Origin of the sequence: Bradyrhizobium jicamae (assembly GCF_018130215.1) — a bacterium.
GTDB classification, from domain to species: Bacteria; Pseudomonadota; Alphaproteobacteria; order Rhizobiales; family Xanthobacteraceae; genus Bradyrhizobium; species Bradyrhizobium jicamae_A.
Genome location: NZ_JAFCKQ010000003.1, coordinates 137,849 through 164,151 on the forward strand (window position 1 = coordinate 137,849; position 26,303 = coordinate 164,151).

The following is a 26,303-nucleotide window of genomic DNA, read 5'->3' on the forward strand; positions in this document are numbered from 1 at the left end:
TATTCAAAGAGACCTGTTGCAAAGAAGAGCCTTGTGATGACCGACACCGCCGTGACCGAACCGACCCCCGAGCAGGCCGCGCTGATTGCGCGGGTGCGACGGATGATGCTGATCGCGGGCCTGACCTCGGCACTGGCCGTAGCCGTCGTGTTGATCGCCATCGGCTACCGCCTTTATCGCAGCGAGGGAAGCCCCGTTTCCGTCTCCGAGGTCACTGCTGCGCTGCCGAAGGGCGCCCGGATCGTGTCGACCGGCGTCGCCGGCGAACGGCTGGTCGTGACGCTTGATATAGGCGGCGTGACCGAGATCCGCACATTCGATGCTAAGACCCTGAAACCTGTCGGCAAGCTGACGTTCGTCAACGAGCCCTGATCAGGAAAATCGCGAGCGCGCAGCCGATCAACCCACGGCTGCAAAGTATAAATTTCACCTCCGTCGACGCATCGAGACCGCACGCCGCCATCTTTTCGGCCGAGTTGCACGCTCAGCTTGTGCAATGTCGGATCAGAACCTCAGCGGTTCCATCGAAGAGATCGGAGCATCCGACCTTGCGGTTCCGTGTGCAGATCCGACGCGTCGCGTGCTGCTGCTGACGGCGCTGGCGGGATGCGCCTGTCTCGTCGCTGCGGAACCCGCCGCAGCCGATGACGCGCAGCCCGGAAGCAGCGAGCGGCCGCAAAAGGCGGACGTGCTGGTGCGCGCCGAAGGTGACAAAGCCGGGGAAGTCATCAAGGCGGACGATCTGACGCTCGGCGGCCCGCCGCTGCGCGCCTGGCCGAAGGATCCGAAGACATCCGTCATTCGCAACGGCTCGCGCCTGAACGAGGTCGTGCTCGTCAAGCTTGATCCCAAGGAGTTCGACGACGATACGCGCGCCCGCGCGCCCGACGGCATCGTCTGCTACTCCGTGATCTGCTCGCATGCCGGTTGTCCGATCACCGCCTGGGTGAAGGAAGAGCAGGGCGACAAGAACGTCCTCAAATGCCTCTGTCACAACTCTGAATATGATCCGCGGCAGAATGCGCAGGTCGTGTTCGGTCCAGCGCCGCGACGTCTTGCGGCGCTGCCGCTTGATGTCGCCGACGGCGCGATATCAGTCGCCGCAGGTTTCATCGGAAAGGTGGGTGCCCAGCAGGGAGGATGAGGCCGCATCGGGATTTCTGCACGCAAACAAGACTGAAAAACAATCAGAGCAGGGAGGTAGCATCTCATGACAAGGAAGCAGTTGTTATTGTCGGGCTGTGTCGCGTTCTCGTGCCTCGTCTCGACTTTTGCCGTCGCAGGGCCGATCGAAAACTACAGCCCGGTAACGTCGGCCCGTCTCGAAAACCCCGAACCCGGCAACTGGATGCTCTATCGCCGGACCTATGACGGACAGGGTTACAGTCCGCTCACCCAGATCAACACCTCCAACGTCAAGGATCTCACGCCGGTCTGGACCTTCTCCACCGGAGTGCTCGAAGGCCACGAGGCCCCGCCGATCGTGAACAACGGCGTGATGTTCGTCGCGACCCCGATGGGGCAGGTGATCGCGCTCAACGCCAAGACCGGCGAGGAATATTGGCGTTACAAGCGCCAGCTCCCCGATGATCTGTTCCAGTTGCATCCGACCAGCCGTGGCGTCGGCCTGTGGCAGGACAAGGTCTATCTCGCCACCACCGACGACCATGTCGTGGCGCTCGACGCCAAGACCGGAAAGCCGGTGTGGGATACCAAGGTTCAGGACTACAAGAAGGGTCAGTACATGACCCTGATGCCGCTGGTGGTCGACGGCAAGGTGATCGTCGGCGGCTCGGGCGGCGAGTTCGGCGTGCGCGGCTATGTCGTCGCCTACGACGCCAACAGCGGCAAGGAGCTCTGGCGCACCTTCACCATTCCCGCCGAAGGCGAGCCCGGCCACGACACCTGGAGCGGCGACGACTGGAAGTCCGGCGGCGGCGCAGCCTGGATGACCGGCAATTACGACAAGGACACCAAGACGATCTACTGGGGCATCGGCAACGCTGCGCCGTGGCCGGGATCGATGCATCCCGGCGACAATCTCTACACCAGCTCGGTGCTCGGGCTCGATCCGGAGAACGGCAAGATCAAGACCCACTTCCAGTATCACCAGAACGATTCCTGGGACTGGGACGAGGTCGACGCGCCGATGCTGATCGACATGCAGCGCGACGGACGCTCCTTCAAGAGCCTCGTGCATCCGGGACGTGATGCCATCTTCTGGGTGCTGGAGCGCAAGCCGGACAAGATCAACTATGTCGCCGGCTGGCCGTTCGTGAAGACCAATGTCTGGAAGGGTGTCGAGGCCGAAACCGGCCGGCCGATCCTCGATCCCGACCACAAGCCGGTGCTCGGCAAGCGGGTCGAGTTCTGTCCGTCGCTGTGGGGCGGCAAGGACTGGCCGTCGGCGGCCTACAGCCAGAACACCAAGCTCGTCTATGTTCCCGCCAACGAGAATTTCTGCGGCGGCTTCACCGGCGAGAAGACGCCGCTGGTCCCCGGCCAGCTCTGGCTCGGCACCAGGCCGGAAGACATCGGGCTGAGCCCGGCCCCGGGCGCCGATCATTTCGGCGAGTTGCAGGCGTGGGATCCGGCGACCGGCAAGAAGGTCTGGCAGCACGACTACAAGACCTCGCAACTGTTCGGCGCGGTGACCGCGACCGCCGGCGACCTCGTGCTGGCCGGCGGCACCAACGATCGCTTCTTCCGCATCTTCAACGCCAAGACCGGCGAGTTGCTGTGGGAGCAGAAGACCAATTCCGGCATCATGGCGATGCCGATTTCCTATGAGGTCGACGGCACGCAGTATATCGCGGTGCAGTCCGGCTGGGGCGTCGACGCGCAGCGAATCCAGGACGCGCTGGCGGGAAAGGTTGCCGGCTTCGAGAACAACGTGCCGCAAGGCGGCGTGGTCTGGGTCTTCGCCGTCAACAAGAAGTAGCGGTGCCTGCAAGGGGGCGATGCGACCGGGAAGCGGCGAATGGGGAGTTCGCCGCTTCCCGGCTAGCGCGCGTTTCTATCCACTCATTAAGAGCGAAGCGAAGCAATCCTTCCCTCCAAGCAAGACGCCCGCGACCGAGGAGTAGCGGGCGTCCGGTCTGCCTTGTCTAATATCCTATATGACCCTCACGTCTCCAGTTGCTTGCCGATCGGAAGCGCGCGGATGCGTTTTCCCGTGGCGGCGAAGATCGCATTGATCAGCGCCGGTGCGAACGGCGGCACGCCGGGTTCGCCGACGCCGCTCGGCGGCGTGTCCGCCCCCGGCGGCACGATGTGGACGTTGGTCACCACAGGCGATTCGTCGATCCGGATCACCGGGAAGCCGTCGAAATTGTTCTGCTGCACCTTGCCGTCCTTGAAGCTGATCTCGCCGTATTTGGCGAGGCTCAGCCCCATGATCGCAGCACCTTCGATCTGCGACTGGATGCGTTCCGGATTGACATAGGTGCCGCAATCAATCGCGGTATCGACCCGCGGCACCGTGAGCTTTCCCTTGTCGTCGACCGCGACCTCGACGATGGTCGCGATGTAGCTGACGAAGGAGCGGTGAACGGCGATGCCGAGGCCGTGGCCCTTCGGCACGCTGCGTCCCCACTCGCCCTTCTCGGCGACCAGTTCGACCACCTTGCGCAAACGCGCGGTGTCGATCGGGTAGCTGTCATAGGGCTCGCCGTAGTTCCAGGGATCCTTCACCGAGGACAGGTTGACGATCCGCGGACTGCCGATCAGCTCGAGCAGCATGTCCTTCTGGTCGCGGTTCGTTGCATGCGCGATTTCGCCGACCATCGATTGTACGGCGAATGCCCGCGGGATGTTCGACACCGAGCGGAACCAGCCGATGCGCGTGAACGCGGCGGCTTCCGGATTCTCGCACTGCAAATTGGCGATCTCGAACGGATTGTCGATCAATCCCATGCCGAGCTCGAACGGCGCCTCGTGATTGGCGCCGGCGGCGAAGGTCGAGGCGATGGTCGGCGCCACGCTGCGGTGCCGCCACGCGATCACCTTGCCGTTCTTGTCGAGACCGGCCTCGATCCGTTCCACGGAGACGGTGTGCAGGAAGTCGTGATGCAAGTCGTCCTCGCGCGTCCATTGCACCTTGACCGGTGCGCCGAGCGCCTTCGACAACAGCGCCGCCTCGAGCGCGTAGTCGCATTTCGACTTGCGGCCGAAACCGCCGCCGAGCAGCGTCACGTTGACGGTGACATTGTCCTCGGGAATGCCGAGCGTCTTGGCGACATCCTCGCGCGTGCCGCCCGGACTCTGCACCGGTGCCCAGATCTCGGCCTTGTCGCCCTTGACGTCGGCGACCGCGACCGGCGGCTCCATGCTGACATGGGCGAGATGCGGCAGATAGTATTCGCCTGTTATGACCTTGTCGGCGCTCTTCAAGGCCGCATCCACGTCGCCTTCCTTGCGCACGACGAGGCCGGGTTTGCGCGCGGCTTCCTCGAGGGTCGCACGATAAGCAACCGAGTCGTATTTGGCGTTGGCGCCGTCGTCCCAGATCACCGTCAGCGCGTCGCGCCCCTTGATCGCAGCGCCGGTGTTGCGCGCGATCACGGCCACGCCGCCGAGCGGCTGGAATTTGGACGGCCAGGGCCAGCCCTTGACCTCCATCACCTTCTCGACACCCGGTACCTTCATCGCCGCACTGTCGTCGAACGACTTGACCTTGCCGCCGGTGACCGGCGGCCGGGCGATGACGGCGTATTTCATGCCCGATTGCCGGATATCGGCGCCGTAAATCGCCTTGCCGGTGGTGATGTCGTGCAGGTCGACGATCGAGACCTCGCCCTTGCCGAGGTAGCGGAAGTTCTTCGGGTCCTTCAGCTTCAGGCTCTTGATGTCGGGAACGGCCTCTTTGGCGGCATCCGGGGCGAGTTCGCCGAAGCCGCTTCTGCGGCCGCTTGCGGCATGCACCACCTCGTGGTTCTCGGCCTTCACCTCGCTTGCCGGCACGCCCCATTTCCTGGCCGCGGCGGCCTCCAGCATCGTGCGCGCCGCCGCGCCGATCTGGCGCATCGGAATCAAATAATGGCGCGTGCTGCGCGAGCCGTCGGTGTCCTGGTTGCCGTATTTGACCTCGTCGCCATGCGCCTGCTGCACATGGACGCGCGACCAGTCGGCCTCCATCTCCTCGGCGACAACAAGCGGCAGGCTGGTGCGGACGCCGGTTCCCATCTCGGAGCGATGCGCCAGGATGGTGACGATGCCGTCGGGTGCGATCGCGACGAACACGCGCGGGTCGACCACGACGCCGTGCGGCATCTTGCCGGCGCCGGTCTCATAGGCGAAGGCAGGCCGCGACATCACGGGGGCGGCGAGCACGAAGCCGCCGGCGATGCCGAGGCCCTTGATGATGCTGCGGCGGGAGACGTTCTCGATCTTGATGTGCTTCTCGAAGCCACGAAGCCTGTTCGGATTGGTGAGGATATTCATGTCACACCCCCGTCGATGCGAGATGCACGGCATTCTCGATCCGCTGGTAGCAGCCGCAGCGGCAGATGTTGCCCGACATGGCTTCCCGGATCTGGTCGTGCGAGGGTTTCGGGTTCGCGGTCAACAGCGCCGCGGCCTGCATGATCTGGCCGGCCTGGCAGTAGCCGCATTGCGGCACATTGACCTGGCGCCAGGCCTTCTGCACGGCGTGATCGCCGGTGGGGTGCAGGCCCTCGATGGTGACGACCTCGCGGCCGACCACGTCGGACACCGAGGTGATGCAGGCGCGCACCGCCTCCTTGTCGACCATCACGGTGCAGGCGCCGCACAGCGCCTGGCCGCAGCCGAATTTGGTGCCGGTCAGGCCGGCCTCGTCACGAAGATACCAGAGCAGCGAAAGATCCGGATCGCCGTCCCAAGTCTGCTCCTGGCCGTTGATTTTTAGCTTGATCATGGTCTGTCCTCGCTCTGCCTAAGCTGTTGACCGGTGCGGTGTGAGGGACGGAACACCTTCCATCGCCTGCGGGCCGCGTCGTTTCTGTGTGCCAAGATGTTGGTGTGCTGAATTGCCCTGCGCCAAGGGCTTGCGCCCTGTTCCAAGCACTCCTCTCGCTGCTCTCGCTCCATGCCCGGCGCAGCTGGGTGAAGGTCTGCGATGCTATCAGACGTCGGCGCCGCACGACTTCACAGGCAGGTGTTTTGCGTTCGCGGTTTGTCGAAAGCGCGGCTGCGCGGAACTGCGAGGTGACAGGGCAATGGATGCGCTGTCGCCGGTTGGGTGATGTTCCCGGACAATGCCCTCAGGTGAAAGCGCCTGATGTCCCGCGCGCCTGTGGAGGCCGGCTTCGGCACCGAAAAGGCCCCCGGGCCGTAAAGCATGCCCGAGAAAACCTCGCCGCAATGCACAAGGCACCTTGCGGCAGGCCGATTTCAAGGCTATTGCGTTGCCTCTCAACGCTCCCTTCGTCTAGCGGTTAGGACGCGGCCCTCTCAAGGCTGAAACAGGGGTTCGATTCCCCTAGGGAGCGCCAGCAGCTTCAGAAGCGCTGAGCTTTCAAAAACATCCACAAATCAAAAGCTTTGCTGTCCTTGACTGGTAGCAAATGATGGTAGCTTTTGATGCGCGCGATGCCTTATCTGATTAAGAATTCTGTGGGTGTCTGGTGCGTCGAACGGAAGGTGCCAGAGAAGCTTGAGGTCGCCGTAGCGCGCGTACTAGGCGGCAAGAAGGACCAGCCTATCTCAAGAAGTCTCTCGGAACGAAAGACCGGCGTGAGGCCAGTCGAAGGCTGTGCACCCTTGCAGATTTGGACCGTACGCTGCGAGAAGCTGAAGCGCTGATCAAGCGGACGCCAAAGCAACCGTTGGCTGCCGTTCCGCCCGAAAGGTCAGCCCTTTGCTGTAAGCGTAAGCCGGTTGGTCTGTTAAGCTATTGAACCTGTTGCATCAGGCCGAATGATGCACCGTGGGGCCTGCGCCACCCGTGCTACTCAGGCGCGTTCGAGGATGTTGGCGATAGATTGCGCGTACCACAGCCCCCCGCGTGCCGTAGGTATCCCTCGTGCATTGAGTGCATCAGCAATCTGCCGCAGCGTGCTCGCGCCAGCCTTCTGTGCCTCACGGATGATTGGCAGCACGTTAGCCGCGTATCTGTCAGCCTCAGCCTTCACAGTCTCCACAGCGGTCTTACGGGCCACTTGTAGCCTCGGGTTGCCCAGAGTTATCCCGCGAGCCTTAGCGGCCGATAGCGCCTGCCGGGTGCGTGTCGAGATCAGCGCGCGTTCCTTTTCAGCCAAGGCGGCGAACAGGTGTAGGACAAAGGGATTAACGTCCGGGCCAAGCTCGGCCACGAGGAACGGCACCTTGTGGGCCATGAGGCCTGAGATGAAGTGAACATCGCGGCTTAGACGGTCCAGCTTAGCTACAGCTACGTGGCATCTGAGTTTCCGTGCAGCGGCCAAGGCAGCCTTCAGTTGCGGTCGGCGGCCGAGTGCGTCCGCACCCTTGCCCGTCTCAACCTCCACGAACTCACGCACCACCGTGAACCCCTCAGCTTGGGCGAAGTGAGTGAGGGCCTGACGCTGCGCTTCTATGCCCAACCCTGAGCGCCCCTGTTGGGAGGTCGAGACCCGGATGTAGGTGATGAGGGTGCGTTCGGTCGTCACAGCGGCCTCCAAAGGTCATCTGTAAAGAATCTTATCGACCATTTAGAATTTATACAATCCTCAGAGGACCATCGGACCCATTTGTTGACCAGGCCCGGCTTCAAGCTCAGACTAGTTCCAGGCGACGTCGGCCAAGGAGATGTCGCTAGGGCAGTTCGGCGATGGAGCAAGAGCGGCCAGTTCGGGTTGGACGCAGGTTGGCGGCGATAGTGGCCGCCGACGTTGTGGGTTACTCGCGGCTCATGGGGCTCGACGAGGTCGGCACCGCCCGCGCACTCCGCGAACACCGCCAGATTACCGACGCTCTTGTGGCGAAACACGGTGGTCGCCTCGTGAAGACCACGGGCGACGGCGTGTTGCTTGAGTTTCCCTCAGTGGTCGATGCGGTTGAGTGTGCCGTGGCCATGCAGGCGGTAATGGCTGAGCGCAACCAATGCGTCCCCGAGGACCGCCGTATGCTGTACCGGATCGGGATCAATCTCGGCGACATCCTCATTGAGGGCGATGACATTCTTGGCGATGGCGTCAACGTCGCGGCCCGACTTGAGGGGATCGCTCAGCCGGGTGGTATCTGTGTCGCGTCATCAGCTTACGAACAGGTTCGTGGCAAGGTCCCTGTTGAGTTCGCTGATCTGGGTGAGCAGAGGCTGAAGAACATCGACCGCCCAGTGCGCGTCTACGCCGCAAAATCTGAGGACCTCGGGATGGTCGCGCCTGTGCTGCACTCCGAGCCCACGCTGCTTCCGCTCCCCGACAAGCCCTCCATCGCGGTTCTACCGTTCCAAAACATGTCCGGTGATCCTGAGCAGGAGTACTTCGCTGATGGCGTGGTCGAGGATATCATCACAGCGCTGTCGCGGTTCAAATCGTTGTTCGTTATCGCGCGCAACTCAAGTTTCGCCTACAAAGGCAAATCACCCGATATTAGGCAGGTTGGGCGCGACCTTGGCGTCAGATATGTCCTTGAAGGGAGTGTACGTAGGGTCGGAAACAGACTACGCATCACGGCGCAGTTGATAGATGCCCTGACCGGAGCTCACGTATGGGCGGATCGTTTTGAAGGCTCAGCGGAGGATATTTTTAGACTTCAAGACGATGTGGCCGAGAAGGTTATTATCGCTACCGCCCCACGGGTCGAGCGGGCCGAGATTGCTCGGGCGTGGCGTAGATCTTCGAGCAACCCCGATGCCTACGACTACTTTTGGAAGGCCCTCGCGTATCTCGCTCCGGCAACAGACAAAAACACAGATCAAGCGCTTGAGCTGCTCAGCAAGGCGACAACTCTCGATCCTGGCTTTGCATCCGCCTATGCGCAGGCGATGGTTTGCCACGCTAATCGCCTTAGCTTCGGGTCAATCAAGGACCTCGCACGAGAGCAAAGCGAAGTTGCCCGACTTTGGCGAATTGTTGCGCTAGTAGGAAACGACGATGGTAGAGCTTTGGCGGGGGCGGGTTGGGCAGTGGCGTACATGCTACGGGACCTTCCGTCCGGAAAGGAACTGATTGACCGTGCCGTCGAACTCAATCCCAATCTCGTTAACGCACAGGCATCCGGTGGTTGGATAAGCCTTTGGCTTGGGCATCCCGAAATCGCCGTTGAGCAACTCAGTCGCGCGCAGCGGCTGGACCCCGTTTCAACTAGCTTCCCAATTCCCATGGCGCACGCCTACTACTTTCTGGAACGCTATGAAGAAGCGCTTGATCAGGCGCAGCATTTTCTCCAGCGCCATCCGGATATGCATCCCGCTTTACGCATTGGAGCGGCGAGTGCCGCATTCGCGGGACGCGATGACGTGGCACATCAATTAGCGTGCCGTTTGCTGGAAGTTGATCCAGCGTTCAGTGTTTCTCGCATTGGTAAATATCTAGGGCCGTATCGGCGGCAGGAGTTCGTGGAAAAATACGCGGAAGGCTTGCGCCGAGCCGGGCTTCCCTAGGTATCATCCGCGGCGACCACTGCGCGGTCAGATTAGTTGGTTTCGGGGTAAATATGTCAGACCCTACAGTCAACCGACGCCTCGTCGCAGTCTTCGCTGCAGATGTCGAGGGCTACAGCCGCCTCATGGGTGATGACGAGGTCGGCACGCTCAAGGGGCTGACGGAACGGCGCGCAGTCCTCGACAGGCTCATCGGGGAGCACAGGGGCCGCATAGCGAACACGGCGGGCGACAGTGTACTTGCGGAGTTCGGAAGCGCTGTGGAGGCGGTGCAGTGCGCAGTAGAGGCGCAGACCGCCATGGCCGACGCGAACTCTGGTCTCGCACCTGATCGCCGCATCAACTTCCGCATCGGCGTGCACATCGGTGACGTGATGGTGCGCGCTGGGGATCTCTTCGGTGATGGTGTGAACATTGCCGCGCGGCTACAGACATTGGCGAGGCCAGGTGGCGTCTGCATCTCTGGGGCAACGTACGATCAGGTGCACAAGGTCATGCCGATCACCTTTGGGGATCTTGGTACTCAGCGGATGAAGAACATCCAAGAGCCAATCAAGGCTTATCAGGTGAATGCGCTGGCTGATCCGGGAGAGGCTTCCGCGAGCCTTGCTGAAATTGATAGCCCGCCGGCTCTGCCCGACAAGCCTTCCATTGCCGTGCTTCCGTTCCAGAACATGAGCGGTGATCCCGAGCAGGAATACTTTGCGGACGGGATGGTCGAGGAAATCATCACGGCGCTTTCGCGGTTCAAATCATTGTTTGTGATCGCGCGCAATTCAAGCTTCACATTCAAAGGCCGAGCCGTCGATGTAAAGGAAGTTGGGTACAGGCTGGGAGTGCGATACGTTCTTGAGGGCTCGGTACGTAAAGCATCGGACAGAGTTCGCATAACGGGACAGCTAATTGATGCGGTTTCTGGCGCACACATTTGGGCGGACAAGTTTGAGCGCGACTACAAGGACATTTTTTCTCTGCAAGACGAGGTGACGGCTGCAGTTGTCTCAGCGATCCATCCAAAATTGCTCCAAACAGAAATTGAGACATCGAGGCGGCGGCGACCGGATAACCTTACGGCCTACGAGTTCTTCCTGCGAATGATGCCGAACTACTATCTTTCTACTCGGGAAGGAATGGGAGAAACGATACGTCTTGCTCGTCGCGCTCTAGAACTAGATCCTCGATACGGGTTCGTTGCTGCTGTTGCAGGAGCCTGCCACGTTCTGTCAGTTATTTCTGGGTATTCGAGCGACCCCAAGTCGGACCGTGCGGAAGCGGTTCGGCTCGCAAGGTTGGCGCTGGCGATCGACGATGATGATGCGGAGAAATTAGCATTTGTCGCCGCAACGCTCGCATTGAATGGAGACTGTGACGATAGCGTCGAAATCGCTGACAGGTCGATTGCGCTCAACCCGAACTCGTTTCATGCTTGGCACGGCAGAGGCACCGTTTACAGGATTGCGGGATTTCCTGAGGAAGCTGTCCGAAGTCAGAACATCGCTATCCGCTTGAGCCCGGTAGACCCATTGTTGTTTCAATCGTTCAACGTTATGGGGCTCGCGTTGATCGAGCTTGGTCGGTACGACGAGGCAGTGCAGGCCGCGAAGAGGGCCCTTCGTCTAAACCCCTCCTTCTTACCGGCCCATTACTGTCTCACCTCCGCCCTCGCGAACCTTGGACAAGATGCTGAGGCGCAGGAGAGTGCCGGTCGCCTTCTCGAACTCGACCCAGGCTTTACAATAAGCGCGCGGGTCGCCGGCAGAGCACGTTCCAAGTGGATACTCGAAGGGCTTCGGAAAACGGGCCTGCCCGAGTGATCCCCGCGTAACTCCGGATCAACGGTCAAGAGAGAAGTCCACGCGACCCGGCCGCAATAGCTACGACCTGAACGGCTGCCTGTCCTCGGTTGCAGACCCCTGACAGAGCAAGTGAGTTACCGGGCCTCGGCCATCTTCGGTTCCGGTGACGGCACCTGCGCGTTGGTTGCCGAGGGCCGGTTCGGCGGCGAAGGCAAGGCGGCGTCGGCGTCGGGCGGCGTTCCCTGCGACGGTCGACGGGCAGCGGTTGCCGGAAGCACGATCACTTTCGCTCCGACTTTCACCCGCTCATAAAGGTCAATGATGTCCTCGTTGGTCAGCCGTATGCAGCCGGACGAAACCCGCTTCCCGATCGTATCGGGCTTGTTGGTGCCGTGAATTCTATATTCGGTCTCACCCAGATACATCGCTCGCGCGCCGAGCGGATTGCCGGGACCGCCCGCCATGAACCGCGGCAGATAGGGCTGGCGCGTGAGCATCTCTGCAGGCGGACGCCAATCCGGCCATTCTGTCTTACGAGCCACGGTCTGTTCACCGGACCACGTGAAGCCCTCGCGGCCAACACCGATGCCGTAGCGCATCGCCTGCGCGTCGTTCAGGACGAGATAGAGGAACGTGTTTCCGGTATCGATGACGACCGTGCCAGGCGTCTGGTGGCTGACGTAGTCAACCACCTGCCGAACAAGTTTTCCGGGAACGTCAGCAGCTTTTGGTGTTTCGACCCGAACCGCCGGGGCCGGGGCCGGAATCGGGGTTGGAGCTGACGCGACTGCGTGAGCTGGAGCCGGAGCTGGTACGTGCGCTGGAGTTGACGGTACCAGGACCTGGTGCGTGGACGGCGTCCGTATCGGCTGAACGCTCGCCGGGTGATACAGCAAACCGTACCCCAGTGCGGCAGCGGCCATGGCGCCAATTGCAACTCTTCCGATCACCGGTAGTGCGAGCGTCTCCGACTTCCCGCGTTTGGCCCGCTTACTCATATCTTTCTCCAGGTGCCCATGCCTGGAAGGGGTACTCGGCAAAATTCTAATAAACTTCGAAGCGACCCCGCTCAGGCTGGAGATCGTTGAACGTCGTTAACGCCGGCTCCTGCCAGGAATACAAAAAGTTCAGCGCACCGCTCGATATCCGGGAGCGACCTGGACAACGCACCTCTCACGGTGGAACTGCTCGGGATCTGAAGCGCCCCCGGGGTGCGCCACGTTCAGGCCAATGACGGTGACAGTGCACTCAGATGACAACGCCCTTCAGGACGCGAACGGCTGAGTGCGCCGGCACCGCAATGGCCTGATGGCGTGCGGCACAGCGCCAAGGCGACAACGAGCCTCACGCAGCCGCGAGCACGGCCTGCGCCGGCCGCCGGGCGATCATCAGTGACAGGACGGCCGCAACGATCCCGGTCAGGCCTGCGATCATGAAGGCCTGCAGATAATCGCCCTGGGCGGAGCGCATGAATCCGGCGAAGAACGCGGCACAGGCGGCGCCCAGCTGATGGCCGGCGACCACCCAGCCGAACACCAGCGGCGCGTTCTTGTCGCCGAACGCCTCGTTGGCGATGCGCACCGTCGGCGGCACGGTCGCGATCCAGTCGAGACCATAGAACGCCGCGAATACCGACAGGCTGACCAGCGAAAAATCCGAGTAGGGCAGGTAGATCAGCGACAGGCCACGCAGTCCGTAATACAGGAACAGCAGCTTGCGCGGATCGAAACGGTCGGTGAGCCAGCCTGACAATGTGGTGCCGAACAGGTCGAAGAACCCCATCAGCGCGAGCAGGCTCGCGGCCTGCACCTCGACGATGCCATGGTCGCCGCAGAACGCGATCAGGTGGGTGCCGACGAGACCGTTGGTGGTGAAGCCGCAAATGAAGAAGGTGGCGAACAGGAACCAGAACGCCCGCGTCGTCGCGGCGCGCGCGAGGTTGCTGAGCGCTGATGTGAACGGATTGCCCTCGGGCCTCAGTGCGGGATGATCGTCGTGCCGGCTGCCGAACGAGCGCAGGCCGACCGAAGCCGGCCGCTCCGGCACGAGGAAGTACACCAACGGGATCAGCGCCGCGCAGCATGCGGCCACCGTCAGCACCACCGGTCTCCAGCCGCCCCATTCCACCAGCGCCGCGAGGCCCGGCATGAAGATGAGCGTGCCGGTCGCGGTGCTCGCCGTCAGCAATCCCATGACGAGGCCGCGATTGGTGGTGAACCAGCGATTGACGATGGTGGCGCCGAGCACGTTGGCGACCGCGCCCGAGCCGATGCCGGAGAGCAATCCCCAGGTCAGGAACAATTGCCACGGCGCGGTCATGAAAAAGCTGGCGCCGGTCGAGGCCGACATCAGCGCGAGCGCGCCGAGTACCGTGCGGCGGATGCCGAAGCGCTGCATCACGGCCGCCGCGAACGGGCCGGCGAGGCCGTAGAGGAAGATGCCGATCGCGGCCGACGACGAGATCACGCCGACGTTCCATCCGAAGGCCTGCTGCAGCGGCAGCATCAGCACGCCCGGCGTGGCGCGCAGGCCTGCCGAGGCGAGCAGCGCGAGGAAGATCACGGCGACGACGACGAAGGCGTAATTCTGGCCGAACGGGCGTCTCGACACGGGGGCGGGTGGAACGGAGGCGGCTTGAAGCGGGCTGTTCGGCATGTTACTTACCGGTACGTGTTGCGATGTGCCATGTATACGTACCGGTAAGTAACATTGTCAAGCCCGCCGTGCGGGAGGATCCGGATAGCCGTCATGAAGAAGACCGTCGAACCAGTTGCGGAACGCCCGGTCCGCGCCGCCGACCGCATCCGCGCCTCCGCTCGCGATCTGTTCTATCGCGAGGGCATCCGCGCCGTCGGCGTCGACGAGGTGGTCGAGCAGGCCGGCGTCACCAAGCCGAGCCTCTATCGCAGCTTCGCGTCCAAGGACGACCTCGCCGCCGCCTATATGCGCGATTACGACCTGGCCTTCTGGGAGGAATTCGAGAAGCCCGACGGAAAATCATACAGCGATGCGCGCGAGCACGTGCTCGCCTATGTCAGAGGGCTCGCCTCGCGCGCCGTGCGCAAGGGCTATCGCGGCTGCGGGCTGAGCAATGCGACCGTGGAATATCCCGCGCGCGACAATCCCGCGCGGCAGGTCGCCGAAGCGCACAAGAAGGTCTTCCGCAAGCGCCTGCGCGAGCTCGCAGCCGGCATGGGCGCGCGTCAGCCCGCCGTGCTCGGCGACGCCCTGCTGCTGCTGATCGAAGGCATCTACGTCACCGGCCAGCAGTCGGAAGACGGCCCGGCGCAGTCGGCGCTCACGGCCGCGAAGCTGCTGATCGATGCGAGCGTGGCGAAGGGATGAGCTGCGCTTGACTTGGAGTATTTTGTAGCTTCAGCAGCTTGGTGTTTCACCACTTCTTTGCCGGACCATCCCATTCACGGTGCAACAGGTGATTGCTGGCCTTGCTATCGGTGGGTCCCGGCATAAGAACTTGGGCTTGGATACACCCATTTGACAAGGCTATCCGGATCAGCCTGCCATATTTCGACCCTCAGTGGATAACAGGCGGCGGCATCGCTCGAATGGCTCGCGCTGCAATCGCCACCGGGACACGTCGATAAGGCCCCCAAAAGATCGATCTCGGCGAAGAACTCGATGTAGTCGCCTGTCCTCACGGGGCTGGCCTTCATGAAATACTGGTGGGTATCCCGGGTAAACCCCGTGCACATGAAGACATTCAGCACATCATGCACATGATGCTCGGCCTCTTGCATCGATATGGCCTTGGCCGCCGAGAGCGCGCGTATCAGGTTCGAATGGCAGCAATGATGATAGTCGTCACCTTTCAGGAGCCGGTTCGTGTAGGGATCGCAACGTGTTCCAATGACGTCATGCACTCCAGCTCCGTCGTCATCCCAGCCGTACCAGCTCAAAGTATCGTAGGTAATGGTCGCCATCGGCCTCAGATAGGGCAGTGTGCTCCACAGCCGATCGCCGACGCTGACATGGGTTGCGTGAAGCGCGCGGGTCTTGCCGCTGAAGAAACGCTCGGACAGGTTTTCTGCGTTCCAGAGATTCAGGTCGCCGACCTGGGAGCCCTCCACGCTGACAATTCGAAAGAAATGCCCCCGGGGAACGGTGAAGCTGCGTGCGTCCCTGGGCGGAACGATGACCTCACTCACCTTTCTCAAAGTTTGTCTCGCGGCATTCAACACATCGAAATCCGCGGATGGCAGCGTCTCGACCGGATAAACCACGACTGCGCGCTTGCGGCGCCTTTCAGCGGCATCCGGAGGCGCGGGTACTGACAACAATTTCTGCACGATGACCTCCTGATCCAACCGATATGCACCTGGCGCCTGGTTGGCTACACGCTCAGCCAGGTCGGTTTTTCGCATTCGGCCTGTTCTGTTGCAACGTTGTGAGAATTGTTCGATTTATCGAATCTGTTTCTACTCCCTTCTGGTTTTTCAGAGGACAAGCGTCAACCATCGTTTGCATCGCGTTCATCCCGCCATGAGAGATGTCCAGGATGATCGCGCCGCGAACTGCACAAGAGTGAGGGGCAAACAGTATCACTCCATCCCCTCGGCAGCTTCCGCGCCTCATCCAACAATGCCCGTATCTGCCTTTGCTCGGCGATCGCAGCCTTGGTGAACCGGCCGTGCTGTGCGCGTTCCTGTTTGCCCTCGGCGCACCGGATCCCTGTGCGCCGCCGTGCATGCGGCAGTCGCGGGGTGCCGGGCGCATCGCATCGCCATCACATGAACCGAGACCATCTGCGCCACCAGCATGGCCTCGACGGAATCTCGTGGGCGAACGCTCTTCGCCCCGCGCGCGAGCGTACGCCACCGACTGTGCGCTACGGGCGGCAGTTTGTATTGCGGCATTGCAAGTTGATTGGCGGGCTTGTCCGGCGCTCCGTAGAACGGGCGGGCGTGGATTTAACGTTCAGTAAAACTAATTACTAAACATAGCTTTGCGGCTCCGCATTTTCGCGCCGCGTCCTTCGCGACGCTCAAATTGCACCAAGCATCTGGCGATTCACCGTGGAAAAGCGCCGGTACATGCACCCGCATCAATAATTCTCGTTGGTCTCGAAGAAAGCCACTTGACGGTCTTTCAAATTTAGTATTTTGTTTAGTGATGCTAAAAAGCTAAACATCGTTCGTCGAGTCGATGTTTGGGCAGGCTGTCCGGACCCATTTCCGGGGCGGCCTGTCCAGAAACCCAGGAGGAGACGACAATGCCCCACTGCTCCGAGAGTCTTGGATCTGGCAGAACCGCCCGATGCGCAGTTTGTGATGGCAAGTTTGGTCTCGTCCGGTACTACTCGTGGCAAACCCCCCTTTGTTCCAAGAAGTGCGTCGTTCGCTTCAGAACCCGCCGGGCAAGTGACTGCAATTGGCTGGACCGTTTCCAAATCGCCTTAAGCCGGGCGTCAGGCTTCACAATTTTGTCCCGTGGCCATTAGCCGACGCGTAGGGTTGCAGCCCCTTCGTTCGAGGGTGCTGGCTCCGCGACCGTATCGCCGTATTTCCCTCAGGAAAGGCGAATTGCGGTGACAGAGACGTTGCCGACGATTGCCTTGCCGCCGTCCCCAGCTGGTCTGCTACTTTGCAGGGATCAAGACAGGCTGAGCTCGCTCACGCCGCAACGTGGCCGCGGCCGCCAAAGCCGGACAGCAGCGAGGCGACCTCGCTGACGGGCACGGGACGGCTGTAGAAGAAGCCCTGCACCTCGGTGCAGCCTTCGTTGCGCATCTGGTCCAGCTGCTCCTGGGTCTCGACGCCTTCCGCGGTGGTCGTGACGCCCATGCTCTGCCCAAGGCCGGCGATGGCGCGAATGATCCCGATCGAATCAGGGTTGTTGATGAGGTCGCGCACGAAGCTCTGGTCGATCTTGATCTTGTCGAAGGGAAAGCTGCGAAGATAGCTCAGGGACGAATAGCCGGTTCCAAAGTCGTCCATGGAAATGCGAACGCCGAGCACCTGCAACTGGCGCAAGGTCGCCAGTGTCTCCTCATTGTCGTGCATCAGCACGGTTTCGGTGATTTCGAGCTCCAGACGATCGGGGATCAGTCCGGCGTTGGCGACCGCCGATGTCACGATAAGAGCCAAACCCTTGGCGCGGAACTGCACCGGCGAGACATTGACGGCGACGCGCAAGTCCGACGGCCACGTCTTGGCGTCGATACAGGCCTGCCGGATCACCCACTCTCCGATGGTCGTAATCAGCCCGGTCTCTTCTGCCACGGGGATGAATTCGCCGGGCGGGACCCTGCCGCGGGTGGGATGATTCCAGCGCAGGAGGGCCTCGAAGCCGGAGATCCTGTTGTCCGCGAGATTGACGATCGGCTGGTAGAACAACTCGAATTCTCGGGCGCCGATCGCCTTGCGGAGATCAAGCTCGAGCAGCCGGCGGTTCTGGGCCTTGACGTCCATCTCCGGCTCGAAGAAATGGAATCGACCGCGCCCCTCGCCCTTGGCGCGATACAGCGCCATATCCGCGTTCTTCAGGAGCTGGTCGGCATCGCCGCCGTCGTCCGGTGCCATTGCGATGCCCACGCTCGCTCCGATCACGACCGTATGATCGCCGATCTCGAACGGCGCACTCAAGGCTTCGATGATGCCGGGCGCGAGCGCGGCCGCAGCCTCCACCGCATGCTCGCTTGCCGTCTGAACGATGGCGAACTCGTCGCCGCCTGTCCGCGATACCAGGTCGCCCTCGCCGAGCAGGCCTTGCAGGCGTCCGGCGACCGCGCAAAGCAGGGCATCGCCGACCGAGTGCCCCAAGGTGTCGTTCACGGTCTTGAAGTTGTCGAGGTCGAGGCAAAGGATGGCCGCCCGGCCGGCTCGATCCACGTCCTTGACGGTCCTCTCGATATGCTCGCGCAGCTGGACACGATTTGCCAATGCCGTGAGCGCGTCGTGATGGGCGAGGAATGCGATCTTCCTCTCCGAGTTCCGCTTCTCGGTCACGTCCATGTGGATGGTGATGCTGCCGCCGGTGGTCAGGGGAGCCTTGATCAGGGAGATGATGCGGCCGTCCTGCAGTTGCTGCTCGAGCGCCAGGGTCGTGGCTTGCGCCGCCTCAGCGAGCTTCTCGGAGACGAAGTCCTCCGAGTCGACGGAGGCCGTGCCGTGCTTCGCCCGGTGTTCGATGATGGAGCGAATCGACGTGCCGGGCTTCGTGAGCTCGGCGGGAAGATCGTACATCTCCGCGTATCGTGCGTTGCAGACGATCAGTCGCAGCTTGTCGTCAACCAGGCTCAGGCCCTGTGGCATGCCCTCCAGCGCTGCCTGAAAGTGATCGTTTGAACGCCGCTTCATCGAGCCGATCATGCGATGCATGACCAGCAGCACAAGACCCGCCAGGGTGATGCTGGTGAGGATCGAGGCCACCAGCAGGAGGTCGGCCTTCACCGAAGATTCCTCGATGTCATCACGGCTCTTCAAACCGATATCGGAATTGCGCTGTCGCAGCCGCTCCATCTTCTTGCGGATCGCGGCGATGTGGTTCTCGATGTCGCCGGCGGGCGCGTCGCGAAGCTCGGAAAGCCTGACTCTGATGTCCTGTGCCCCGACCCTGGTCAGGGGAGAGCTGGCGCGTTCGATTGCGACATCCATATTGTCCAGCACGTCATCCAGCAGCTCGTTCGCCTTTGATGTCTCGACGGTATCCTCGGCGCGCATCCGCTCGTCGACATAGTGCTGGAACGCAATCTGTGCGAGATTGACGTAGTTGGTGGAGATGAAGGCGGTATCGTAGATGTTGACGGCGTGATCGATGATGGCGCGTTGCTGCTGGCGCGCAATCAGCCCGACTGCAAGATTGACCGCCAGAAGGACGGTGGTTAGCGCAAGGAAACGGCGGCGAAAGGAGATCGTGTAGCGATCGCCTGCCAGGGCGGTCGAAATGACGCCCCGAGCCGACTTGTTCATTGCTTCCGCACCAGTGTCAGCCGAACCCGCGCGATCCACTTCAGCCCCCAAGCCATAGACCAAGCCATAGACGATCCCGGGAGACGATAGGCGGCTTGTCTTAAGTTCAGGTATGAGGGCGGCGCGTCAGCGCGTGTCGCGCGGCGGGTAACCTTCTGCAGGTTCCAGGCGAGCGATCCCGACGAGCGCGTGTCTCGACGCAATGTCTTGCTCGCCGTGCGGAGTTCGCTTTGGGAAAATCAGAGGACGAGGCCCACGCGGTGCCCGGGAGCTCCGGGCACATCCGTACTTCAACGGAGGTGCATCCGTATTTCGACGAGCATGAAGGGGCCTCGCGAGGCCAGGAGCCAATTCTCGATCACAGGCATCGCTGCTCGTCGCGGATAAGTCGCGGGAGCCTCGCTTGACCGAATCTTAACCATAATCGGATGTCGTGTGCCATTGAACGAGCCGCGTCGGGGTCGAGATGCCGAAGGTCTTTCTTGGCCGGGGAAGCGGGGGCGCAGCGCTCGGATCAAGCAGTTCGTGGTCGCTGGTTGCCTGGTTCGCTGCGTTGCTCATCGCGCTCGCGAGCATTCATCCGGCGCAGGCGCTGCCGTCATTCGCCATCCAGACCGGACAGCCCTGCGCCGCATGCCACATCGGAGCGTTTGGACCTCAGCTCACGCCCTATGGCCGCGACTTCAAATTGCACGGTTATGTCGCAAGCGACGGCAAGGACCACGGACTGCCGCTCGCATTCACCGCGCAATCCTCCTTCACGCACACTGCGCAACCCCAGGAAGGAGGAGCGGCGCCGGGCTTCAAGTCGAACGACAATTTCGCCGTCGATCAACTGTCGCTCTACTATGCCGGAGCCGTGGCTTCCAACGCCGGGGCTTTCGTTGAGTTGAACTACGACGGCGTGGCTCAGCAGGCCAAGCTCAACAACATGGATGTTCGCTACGCCAAGGAAGGCGAACTGTTCGGGCAGGACGTGCTCTGGGGGATCACGGCGAACAACAGTCCGACCGTGCAGGATCCATGGAATTCCACGCCGGTGTGGGGATTTCCCTATAACAGCTCGGCGCTGGCGCCGACGCCGATGGCGGCGACCCTCGTCGACAACACGCTCGGTCAGCGCGTCCTCGGGGTCGGTGCCTACTCGGTCTGGAACAACCTCCTGTATCTGGAGGCCGATGTCTACAAGGGGCTCGACAGGGGGATGCTTCGGGCAACCGGTCAGGTGCCTGACGACAGCGACCAGACCTCGTCCTTTCTTCCCTACGCACGTGTCGCGCTGTTGAAGGACTGGGAGCAGCATCACGCCGAGGTCGGCGCCTATGTGTTGTCGGGAACCGTGATTCCAGGCGGTGGCCAGACCCTGGGCCTTCCGGTCCGCAAGACAGACCTCGCGCTGGATGCGACCTACCAATTCATCTCGGATGCGAGCAAGGTCACGAGCGACCGCTTGTCGGCGCACGCGACCTACATCCACGAGACCGCCACGATGGGCGACATGGATGCGATGGCACTCGGCGCACTGCCGAGCCATTGGCTCGACACCATGCGCGCCGACGTCTCCTACAGCATCGCGGCGACCGTCACGCCGTCGGTGCAGTATTTCCGTACGACCGGCACGGCCGATGGAAATTACTGGGGAACTCCCGACGGCAGCCCCAATTCCGATGGCATGATCTTCGAGGTTGCCTATGTGCCCTGGGGCAAACCGGATTCGCCCTTTCCGAACATGAACGTGCGGCTCGCCGTGCAATACGTGACGTATTTCAGGTTCGACGGTACGTCTGTTGGCGCCAGCAGGAACAACAACCTCTATTTCAGCCTATGGACCGCCGTGAAGTTTTAGCGAGTAGAGCGATGTCAGCTTCAGGAACCCCAATGTCAAATCGCCTTGCCATTGCACTTGCCGTCTTGCTGGGCTTCACGGTTGCCGTGCCGGCAGCAACCACGCTGAAGGTGATCCAGCATGGACTGGCGCTGAATCCGGACTCTGCCACCATCGCAAAGGGCGATCGGCTGGTCTTCACCAATGACGACGATGTCATTCACAACATCCATATTTTCGGACCTGGTGGAGAGGACGACAGCGTGGACCTCGGCCTGCAGAAGCCGGGCAAGACACTTACCTACAAGTTCGACAAGTCAGGCAGCTACAAGGTTCGCTGCAACATTCACCCGTCCGTCAGGATGTCTGTGCAGGTCAAATAGCCGGGTCAAATAAGCGGGTCGATCGACGTCCGGCTCGCTCGCACCCTCGGCGCATACGAAAACGGCGCTGTTGCCAGCGCCGTTCTGGTGCACCTGACGCGTGGATCGAGCCCACTTCGACTGGCACTGGCGGGAGCGACCCGCTCGGGCGCTGCTGGTGTGGGAGACCGGTCTCGATCCGTCGAACAGGCTATGCCGCATTCAGGTGGAGTCAATCGAAACTTGAGCCAGCCATTATGACCGATCTCCGCAAGTCGACGTCAGCTGCATCCTCCGCAACCGCCACCGCCGCCGCCGCAACCGCCACCACCGTCGCCACCACTGCCGCAGCCGCTACCGGTCCCGCTCATCGCCTGCGAGGCGGCATAGACCGGTGCGTAGGCGGTGCCCGACAGAACGACGGCGCCCGACAGTGCGACCGCAAGCAGCAATTCGTGATCGAGCGGCGCGCGCGAGGCTCGTGCATGTGAGACCTGATAGGTCCGCAACGCATCCTTGCCGGCGCGCGTTCGTGCGGGACGCGTCGCCAGCACGATTCCAGCGATCGCCGTGAGGATCAGGAAGACGATCAGAAACCCGACCGGGTGGTGCCGTTCCGCACCGATGAAGGCCTTGATCGTCCCGAACATCAGGAGCAGCCCGACGAAGGGCAGCAGGGACATTCGGAACGACGCCATTTGCTCGTCGGTCGGGGAATATCCCAGCTCCTGCAGACGCGTCTGAATCCGCTCGACCACAGGCTTGACCGCCGCCTGGAAGTGCTGTCGCGTCATGTTCGACCCGAACGACAGAATGGGCAGTCGGCTCATGAGTGTCGTCAGCGGCGCCTGGTCGGCGACGGTTATGTCGCGACCATTGGCGGCGATGGTCGCGCCGTTCCCCGCGAGCAGTCTCAGCAACATCGCATCGCCGAGACGACGCGCACCACCGGCAAGGTAAGCCAATTCCAGTACGCTCAATCGATCGGTCACCCGGGCGGCCGGTCCGATCGTCGCCCTGGCGTAGATGCCGAGCACGATGAGCGTGACGGCGAGGGCGACGTACAGGGTCAGGAAGGGACCGGCAGTCCAGTCGAACGGATTCCATGTCATCAGCTCACCTCCTCCATAGATGGCGGATCCATGCGATCGGTTTGGGCACGACAAGCCAGCGGCCGCGGTCGGTGACATGATAGCGCGGGCTTGCGAAGCGCAGATGTGTGGCCGGCCAAAGCTCCTGACGCGGCGGTCCGAAGAAGCGCTCGTGCAGCGCCAGGGTTTCGGCATATTGCCGACGATAGGTTGCCTGGGCCTCGGGGCCGCCGGGCGTGGGATCGTGGTGCAGCGGCGCCAGCAGCCTTTCTCCGCACCAGACCATCCAGTAGTCGCGTGAATAGATCAGATGCTGGTGCCACACCTCGTCGACGACCTCGCTCGGCGTGACCGGCGTCGGCGAAACGATGGCGAGAAAGCAGAAGCGGCGATAGGCCTCGACGGCCGCTCGGGCCTCCTCGAGGCCCCAGCCGTGGTCGCGTGCAAGCCGGCGGGTGAAGTTCAGCGGTGTGTCGGGCTCGAAATCATGCTGCTCGATGCGCCGCCACAGGTCCCGTCGGGCGGGCGTCCAGGCCGGCTCGCCCGACTGGAGGTCGATCTTGAGCTGTGCCCGTTGCAACAAAGGCTCCGAATGACCGTCTATGGGTGATTATAGCACAAGACGGCAAGACAACGCGCCGAAGAGGGGGTGGCGATCGCCGTAATCAGGAATCATCGTAAAAGATCAATAGCATAAGCCCGCAGCTTTTCCTGCAGGCGGTATTAATGCGCTGGACGCGGTTGCGGTGCCGACGTCGCAGGCTTTGCCGGCAGCGACGCTCGCGCGGCGCGCGGCTGCGGTACGACGGGGTTTGCGGCCGTCGTGGGGCCGCCGATCTGGCCCGCCGGCTTGCGCTGGCCGCTGATGCTGCTTTGCGCGGCGGCCGGCCCGATCGACGCCAGCAACGCGACAGTTGCGAAGACGACGTATGGCTTCATTGCAGGAACTCCTCTGCCTCATCTCTCCAGAGCCCGATATGCCGGCCTGTGGCCGATGCCAAGGCGTTGGCCTGCGGGCCGATCCCGGCAACCTTCCTAGAGGTCGACCGAGATTTTCAGTATCGCCTTTTCCAGGCGGCTCTTGATGGAGCTCATCTTGCCGGTCAGTTGCAGCAGCTCCTTCAGGTCGAAATCCGCATAGACGAATTCGTTCAACTCCCTGCGCTGCGAGGACAGGTTCGCCATCTGCTTGTATGCATGGTCGGTCAGCGACAGGTTGACGACGCGGGCATCCTCGGTCGAGCTTTTCCGGCGCAGCAGGTTCTTCTTTTCCAGCAGTTTCGACTGCGTCACCACGAACGACTGATCGACGCGCAGCGCTCGCGAAACCGCGCCGACGGGCAGGCCGACGGCGCGATCCTCGGCGTTCGCCAGGACCATCATGATCATCCATTGCGGACCCGTGATCCCGATCATCTTGGCCCAGATGCTGCGCAACTCGTCGAGCCGGACGCTGGTCGACACGATCTCCCAGGCCAATCGCTCAGCGGCGTCCTGCAGTTTGTCGGTCGACTTGCGCTCGTTCATGACGTTCCTTCGGCACACGTCATCTTCACAGATATCCGGTTCGTTTTGAAGCTGGGTCGGCGAAATTGTTCACACCCGGGCGTTGCATGAATGACACATGAGCGACAAAACAATAGAATGACTAACTAATATAAGTTGAACACGTGAATACCTAATGCATAGTCGGCGATGGCGGAGGGGGGCACCCACCGTCTCACGGTGGCCGACCCGACCACGAGCATCTTGAAGATCCGCTGCACGGCAGCGGCTTCGGGAGGGGATACGTTTGTCGCTTTGCCTGCAGCGCAAGGCATCACTTGGAGGATAGCATGAAGATGGTAAAGGGCCTTTTGTTGGGCTCGGCGGCAGCTCTCGCGGCGAGCAGCGGAGCGCTGGCGGCCGACCTTCCCGTCAAGGCGAAGGCGGTCGAGTATGTGAAGATCTGCTCCCTGTACGGTCCGGGGTTCTACTTCATCCCGGGCACCGACACCTGCATCAAGCTGGGCGGCTACCTGCGCGCCGACGTTCTGGCGAACACCAACTCGGACGCGTCCGGCAACATGGCGGGCGCCGGTGGCGCACAGAACCGCTTCACCAACGGCTACACCTGGCGGTCGCGCGAGGACTTGAACATCGATACCCGCACCGCGACCGAGTACGGCGTGGTTCGTACCTACGTCGACCTGACCTTCAGCTGGACGTCGGACACCTATGGCGCGGGCGCTGCGGCCGGCTCGACCGTCTACTCGCCGATCGGCACGACCGCCGCTCCCGGCAACGCCACCGGTGGCGGTGTCGCCGGCGGTGCGCTCGGTGTCTACTACGCCTTCATCCAGTTCGCCGGGTTCACGATGGGTAAGGCGGTCTCGCAGTTCTCGGCTCCGTGGACCAACTACCCCGGCAACAACTTCGATGGTCTCGTCGGCGGCGGCGGCACGGTCACCGGTGTGAACCAGTTCACCTACACCGCGCAGTTCGGCAACGGCGTGTCGCTGTCGCTGTCGGCTCAGGACCAGGCGGCCTACTATCAGGCCGGCGTGCAGAATCTCGGCGTGCTCGGCACCGGTGCTCTCGGCGCCTACGGCGCGAGCGACTACGCCGGCACGATCGCTCCGGATCTCGTCGCAGCGCTCCGCGTCGACCAGGCCTGGGGTCTGTTCCAGGCGTCGTTCGCGGCCCATGACAACCACGCGGCCTATTACGGCGCCACCGAGCTCACTGGTCATCCGGACGACAAGTGGGGCTGGGCTGCCCAGCTGGCCTTGTCGATCAAGAACATCCCGACCGGACCCGGCGACACCATCAACGTCCAGGGCGTCTATACGGACGGCGCGACCCGCTACAACATCCAGGATCTGTCGCAAGCCGGCAGCATGACCTACTTCAGCGGCACCAACGTGGCCGGCGCTTACCAGAGCATCGGCCTCGGCGTGGCTCCGGACAGCGTGTTCGTCTCCGGCGGTCAGCAACAGCTGATCCAGACCTGGGGCATGCGCGGTGCGTACACCCACAACTGGAATCCCTATTGGAACACCAGCATCTACGGTGCCTACGCACAGGTCATGTACAACAGCACGGCCAAGACCGCGATTTGCGGCCCGGCGGGCAACGGTGTGGGTGGCTCGTTCGGCGCCGTGTTCGGTACCGCCGGCCTGACCTCGTGCAATCCGGACTACAACATCGCGCAGATCGGCACGCAGACCCAGTGGACCCCGGTCAAGAACCTGACCTTCACGGCAGACCTGACCTGGCAGCGCCTCGATCAGAAGTACGCCGGCACGATCACCTATCCCGGCAGCGCCGCGATCGGCAAGCCGGCCGCCGTGTACGAGCTGAAGAACCAGGACGCGGTCACCCTGCTGCTCCGCGCCCAGCGCAACTGGTAATATCGGGCTGGCCCGATCTCGATCTCGAAAAACGACCCCGACGGGCGACACCCGTCGGGGTCTTGTGTTAAGCAAGTATCTGTTATGTGATTTACTAACATTATTAGCTTATGTATAAGGTCGCGTCGGCTTTTGCCGCCCACGTCAGTGAGGAGATTACGCAAGCCTTCATGAACTAACCTCCGAAACCTCCGGCAATGCCCTGCCGGAGGTTTTTCATTTTGGCTCGGTCTTTCGATCGTCGGCTGCAAGCTTCGGCAAGCCTGCCGATCCCGCGCGCACTGCGCTTTCGGCTTCAAACGTTTCCGTGACCGTTCGACCCGACGCACCTTGCGCAATCACAGTCGAGTGAGTGTCGATGCCTT

Annotated in this window: 20 protein-coding genes and 1 tRNA gene; 10 read left to right on the forward strand and 11 right to left on the reverse strand. The window is 62.1% G+C overall.

Annotation, left to right across the window (positions count from 1 at the left end; all coding sequences use genetic code 11):
- The first annotated feature begins 36 nt into the window (after window positions 1–36).
- The 3 genes from JQ586_RS06685 (at window position 37) to JQ586_RS06695 (ending at window position 2,941) form a co-directional block, all read left to right on the forward strand.
- Window positions 37–372, forward strand: a complete 336-nt coding sequence (locus tag JQ586_RS06685; protein ID WP_212393722.1) for a hypothetical protein — start codon at window positions 37–39, stop codon at window positions 370–372.
- A 124-nt stretch (window positions 373–496) separates the two neighbouring features.
- Entirely contained in the window at window positions 497–1,144 is a 648-nt protein-coding gene (locus tag JQ586_RS06690) for a ubiquinol-cytochrome c reductase iron-sulfur subunit (protein ID WP_212393723.1), read from the forward strand.
- A 66-nt stretch (window positions 1,145–1,210) separates the two neighbouring features.
- Window positions 1,211–2,941, forward strand: coding sequence for a methanol/ethanol family PQQ-dependent dehydrogenase (locus tag JQ586_RS06695; RefSeq protein WP_212393724.1), 1,731 nt, complete (start codon window positions 1,211–1,213; stop codon window positions 2,939–2,941).
- A gap of 185 nt (window positions 2,942–3,126) precedes the next feature.
- On the opposite strand, the gene JQ586_RS06700 is transcribed toward JQ586_RS06695, so the two are convergent.
- Complete coding sequence (locus tag JQ586_RS06700) at window positions 3,127–5,442, reverse strand: molybdopterin cofactor-binding domain-containing protein (RefSeq protein ID WP_212393725.1); 2,316 nt, start codon at window positions 5,440–5,442, stop codon at window positions 3,127–3,129.
- Between the two features lies 1 nt (window position 5,443).
- Complete coding sequence (locus JQ586_RS06705; protein WP_212393726.1) at window positions 5,444–5,896, reverse strand: (2Fe-2S)-binding protein; 453 nt, start codon at window positions 5,894–5,896, stop codon at window positions 5,444–5,446.
- Window positions 5,897–6,398: 502 nt separating this feature from the next.
- On the opposite strand from JQ586_RS06705, the gene JQ586_RS06710 reads away from it, so the two are divergent.
- Window positions 6,399–6,473, forward strand: a tRNA-Glu gene (locus JQ586_RS06710).
- A gap of 459 nt (window positions 6,474–6,932) precedes the next feature.
- On the opposite strand, the gene JQ586_RS06715 is transcribed toward JQ586_RS06710, so the two are convergent.
- A complete protein-coding gene (locus tag JQ586_RS06715; RefSeq protein ID WP_212393727.1) occupies window positions 6,933–7,607 on the reverse strand; it encodes a recombinase family protein in 675 nt (224 codons plus the stop codon).
- Between the two features lie 209 nt (window positions 7,608–7,816).
- Here JQ586_RS06715 and JQ586_RS06720 point away from each other — a divergent pair, with 209 nt between their 5' ends.
- Together JQ586_RS06720 and JQ586_RS06725 are read left to right on the forward strand one after the other, a co-directional pair.
- Window positions 7,817–9,544 carry an adenylate/guanylate cyclase domain-containing protein gene (locus JQ586_RS06720; protein WP_312016938.1) on the forward strand — a complete coding sequence of 576 codons (1,728 nt, stop codon included), beginning with the start codon at window positions 7,817–7,819 and terminating at the stop codon, window positions 9,542–9,544.
- Between the two features lie 53 nt (window positions 9,545–9,597).
- Complete coding sequence (locus JQ586_RS06725; RefSeq protein WP_212393729.1) at window positions 9,598–11,358, forward strand: adenylate/guanylate cyclase domain-containing protein; 1,761 nt, start codon at window positions 9,598–9,600, stop codon at window positions 11,356–11,358.
- Between the two features lie 116 nt (window positions 11,359–11,474).
- Here the strand turns inward: JQ586_RS06725 and JQ586_RS06730 are convergent, their stop codons facing one another.
- The gene (locus JQ586_RS06730; RefSeq protein WP_212393730.1) at window positions 11,475–12,338 is read right to left on the reverse strand and encodes a L,D-transpeptidase; all 864 of its coding nucleotides are present in this window, start codon (window positions 12,336–12,338) and stop codon (window positions 11,475–11,477) included.
- Window positions 12,339–12,684: 346 nt separating this feature from the next.
- Window positions 12,685–13,995 (reverse strand): MFS transporter, encoded by a 1,311-nt coding sequence (locus tag JQ586_RS06735; RefSeq protein WP_212393731.1) that lies wholly within the window; start codon window positions 13,993–13,995, stop codon window positions 12,685–12,687.
- A 93-nt stretch (window positions 13,996–14,088) separates the two neighbouring features.
- Here JQ586_RS06735 and JQ586_RS06740 point away from each other — a divergent pair, with 93 nt between their 5' ends.
- The gene (locus JQ586_RS06740; RefSeq protein ID WP_212393732.1) at window positions 14,089–14,685 is read left to right on the forward strand and encodes a TetR/AcrR family transcriptional regulator; all 597 of its coding nucleotides are present in this window, start codon (window positions 14,089–14,091) and stop codon (window positions 14,683–14,685) included.
- A 104-nt stretch (window positions 14,686–14,789) separates the two neighbouring features.
- On the opposite strand, the gene JQ586_RS06745 is transcribed toward JQ586_RS06740, so the two are convergent.
- Together JQ586_RS06745 and JQ586_RS06750 are read right to left on the reverse strand one after the other, a co-directional pair.
- The gene (locus tag JQ586_RS06745) at window positions 14,790–15,647 is read right to left on the reverse strand and encodes an urea carboxylase-associated family protein (protein ID WP_409334565.1); all 858 of its coding nucleotides are present in this window, start codon (window positions 15,645–15,647) and stop codon (window positions 14,790–14,792) included.
- Between the two features lie 1,323 nt (window positions 15,648–16,970).
- A complete protein-coding gene (locus tag JQ586_RS06750) occupies window positions 16,971–19,268 on the reverse strand; it encodes a bifunctional diguanylate cyclase/phosphodiesterase (RefSeq protein WP_212393734.1) in 2,298 nt (765 codons plus the stop codon).
- A 466-nt stretch (window positions 19,269–19,734) separates the two neighbouring features.
- On the opposite strand from JQ586_RS06750, the gene JQ586_RS06755 reads away from it, so the two are divergent.
- A complete protein-coding gene (locus tag JQ586_RS06755; RefSeq protein WP_212393735.1) occupies window positions 19,735–21,114 on the forward strand; it encodes a hypothetical protein in 1,380 nt (459 codons plus the stop codon).
- Window positions 21,115–21,146: 32 nt separating this feature from the next.
- Window positions 21,147–21,476, forward strand: coding sequence for a plastocyanin/azurin family copper-binding protein (locus JQ586_RS06760; RefSeq protein WP_212393736.1), 330 nt, complete (start codon window positions 21,147–21,149; stop codon window positions 21,474–21,476).
- A gap of 260 nt (window positions 21,477–21,736) precedes the next feature.
- Here JQ586_RS06760 and JQ586_RS06765 read toward each other — a convergent pair whose 3' ends face one another.
- The 4 genes from JQ586_RS06765 to JQ586_RS06780 form a co-directional block, all read right to left on the reverse strand.
- Window positions 21,737–22,567: a TIGR04222 domain-containing membrane protein gene (locus tag JQ586_RS06765; RefSeq protein WP_212393737.1), complete on the reverse strand. Its 831-nt coding sequence runs from the start codon at window positions 22,565–22,567 to the stop codon at window positions 21,737–21,739.
- A gap of 4 nt (window positions 22,568–22,571) precedes the next feature.
- Window positions 22,572–23,126 carry a hypothetical protein gene (locus tag JQ586_RS06770; protein ID WP_212393738.1) on the reverse strand — a complete coding sequence of 185 codons (555 nt, stop codon included), beginning with the start codon at window positions 23,124–23,126 and terminating at the stop codon, window positions 22,572–22,574.
- A 143-nt stretch (window positions 23,127–23,269) separates the two neighbouring features.
- Complete coding sequence (locus JQ586_RS06775) at window positions 23,270–23,485, reverse strand: hypothetical protein (protein WP_212393739.1); 216 nt, start codon at window positions 23,483–23,485, stop codon at window positions 23,270–23,272.
- Between the two features lie 96 nt (window positions 23,486–23,581).
- On the reverse strand, window positions 23,582–24,073 hold the full coding sequence (locus tag JQ586_RS06780) for a MarR family winged helix-turn-helix transcriptional regulator (RefSeq protein ID WP_212393740.1): 492 nt from the start codon (window positions 24,071–24,073) through the stop codon (window positions 23,582–23,584).
- A 308-nt stretch (window positions 24,074–24,381) separates the two neighbouring features.
- On the opposite strand from JQ586_RS06780, the gene JQ586_RS06785 reads away from it, so the two are divergent.
- Window positions 24,382–25,938, forward strand: a complete 1,557-nt coding sequence (locus JQ586_RS06785; RefSeq protein WP_212393741.1) for a porin — start codon at window positions 24,382–24,384, stop codon at window positions 25,936–25,938.
- Window positions 25,939–26,303 lie beyond the last annotated feature (365 nt).

Coding starts and splice junctions, on each gene's coding strand:
- JQ586_RS06755 (WP_212393735.1), top strand. CDS start 19,735: ATGCCGAAGGTCTTTCTTGGCCGGGGAAGCGGGGGCGCAGCGCTCGGA.
- JQ586_RS06760 (WP_212393736.1), top strand. CDS start 21,147: ATGTCAAATCGCCTTGCCATTGCACTTGCCGTCTTGCTGGGCTTCACG.
- JQ586_RS06700 (WP_212393725.1), bottom strand. CDS start 5,442: ATGAATATCCTCACCAATCCGAACAGGCTTCGTGGCTTCGAGAAGCAC.
- JQ586_RS06690 (WP_212393723.1), top strand. CDS start 497: ATGTCGGATCAGAACCTCAGCGGTTCCATCGAAGAGATCGGAGCATCC.
- JQ586_RS06750 (WP_212393734.1), bottom strand. CDS start 19,268: ATGAACAAGTCGGCTCGGGGCGTCATTTCGACCGCCCTGGCAGGCGAT.
- JQ586_RS06685 (WP_212393722.1), top strand. CDS start 37: ATGACCGACACCGCCGTGACCGAACCGACCCCCGAGCAGGCCGCGCTG.
- JQ586_RS06780 (WP_212393740.1), bottom strand. CDS start 24,073: ATGAACGAGCGCAAGTCGACCGACAAACTGCAGGACGCCGCTGAGCGA.
- JQ586_RS06785 (WP_212393741.1), top strand. CDS start 24,382: ATGAAGATGGTAAAGGGCCTTTTGTTGGGCTCGGCGGCAGCTCTCGCG.
- JQ586_RS06730 (WP_212393730.1), bottom strand. CDS start 12,338: ATGAGTAAGCGGGCCAAACGCGGGAAGTCGGAGACGCTCGCACTACCG.
- JQ586_RS06740 (WP_212393732.1), top strand. CDS start 14,089: ATGAAGAAGACCGTCGAACCAGTTGCGGAACGCCCGGTCCGCGCCGCC.
- JQ586_RS06725 (WP_212393729.1), top strand. CDS start 9,598: ATGTCAGACCCTACAGTCAACCGACGCCTCGTCGCAGTCTTCGCTGCA.
- JQ586_RS06695 (WP_212393724.1), top strand. CDS start 1,211: ATGACAAGGAAGCAGTTGTTATTGTCGGGCTGTGTCGCGTTCTCGTGC.
- JQ586_RS06735 (WP_212393731.1), bottom strand. CDS start 13,995: ATGCCGAACAGCCCGCTTCAAGCCGCCTCCGTTCCACCCGCCCCCGTG.
- JQ586_RS06775 (WP_212393739.1), bottom strand. CDS start 23,485: ATGAAGCCATACGTCGTCTTCGCAACTGTCGCGTTGCTGGCGTCGATC.
- JQ586_RS06765 (WP_212393737.1), bottom strand. CDS start 22,567: ATGACATGGAATCCGTTCGACTGGACTGCCGGTCCCTTCCTGACCCTG.
- JQ586_RS06705 (WP_212393726.1), bottom strand. CDS start 5,896: ATGATCAAGCTAAAAATCAACGGCCAGGAGCAGACTTGGGACGGCGAT.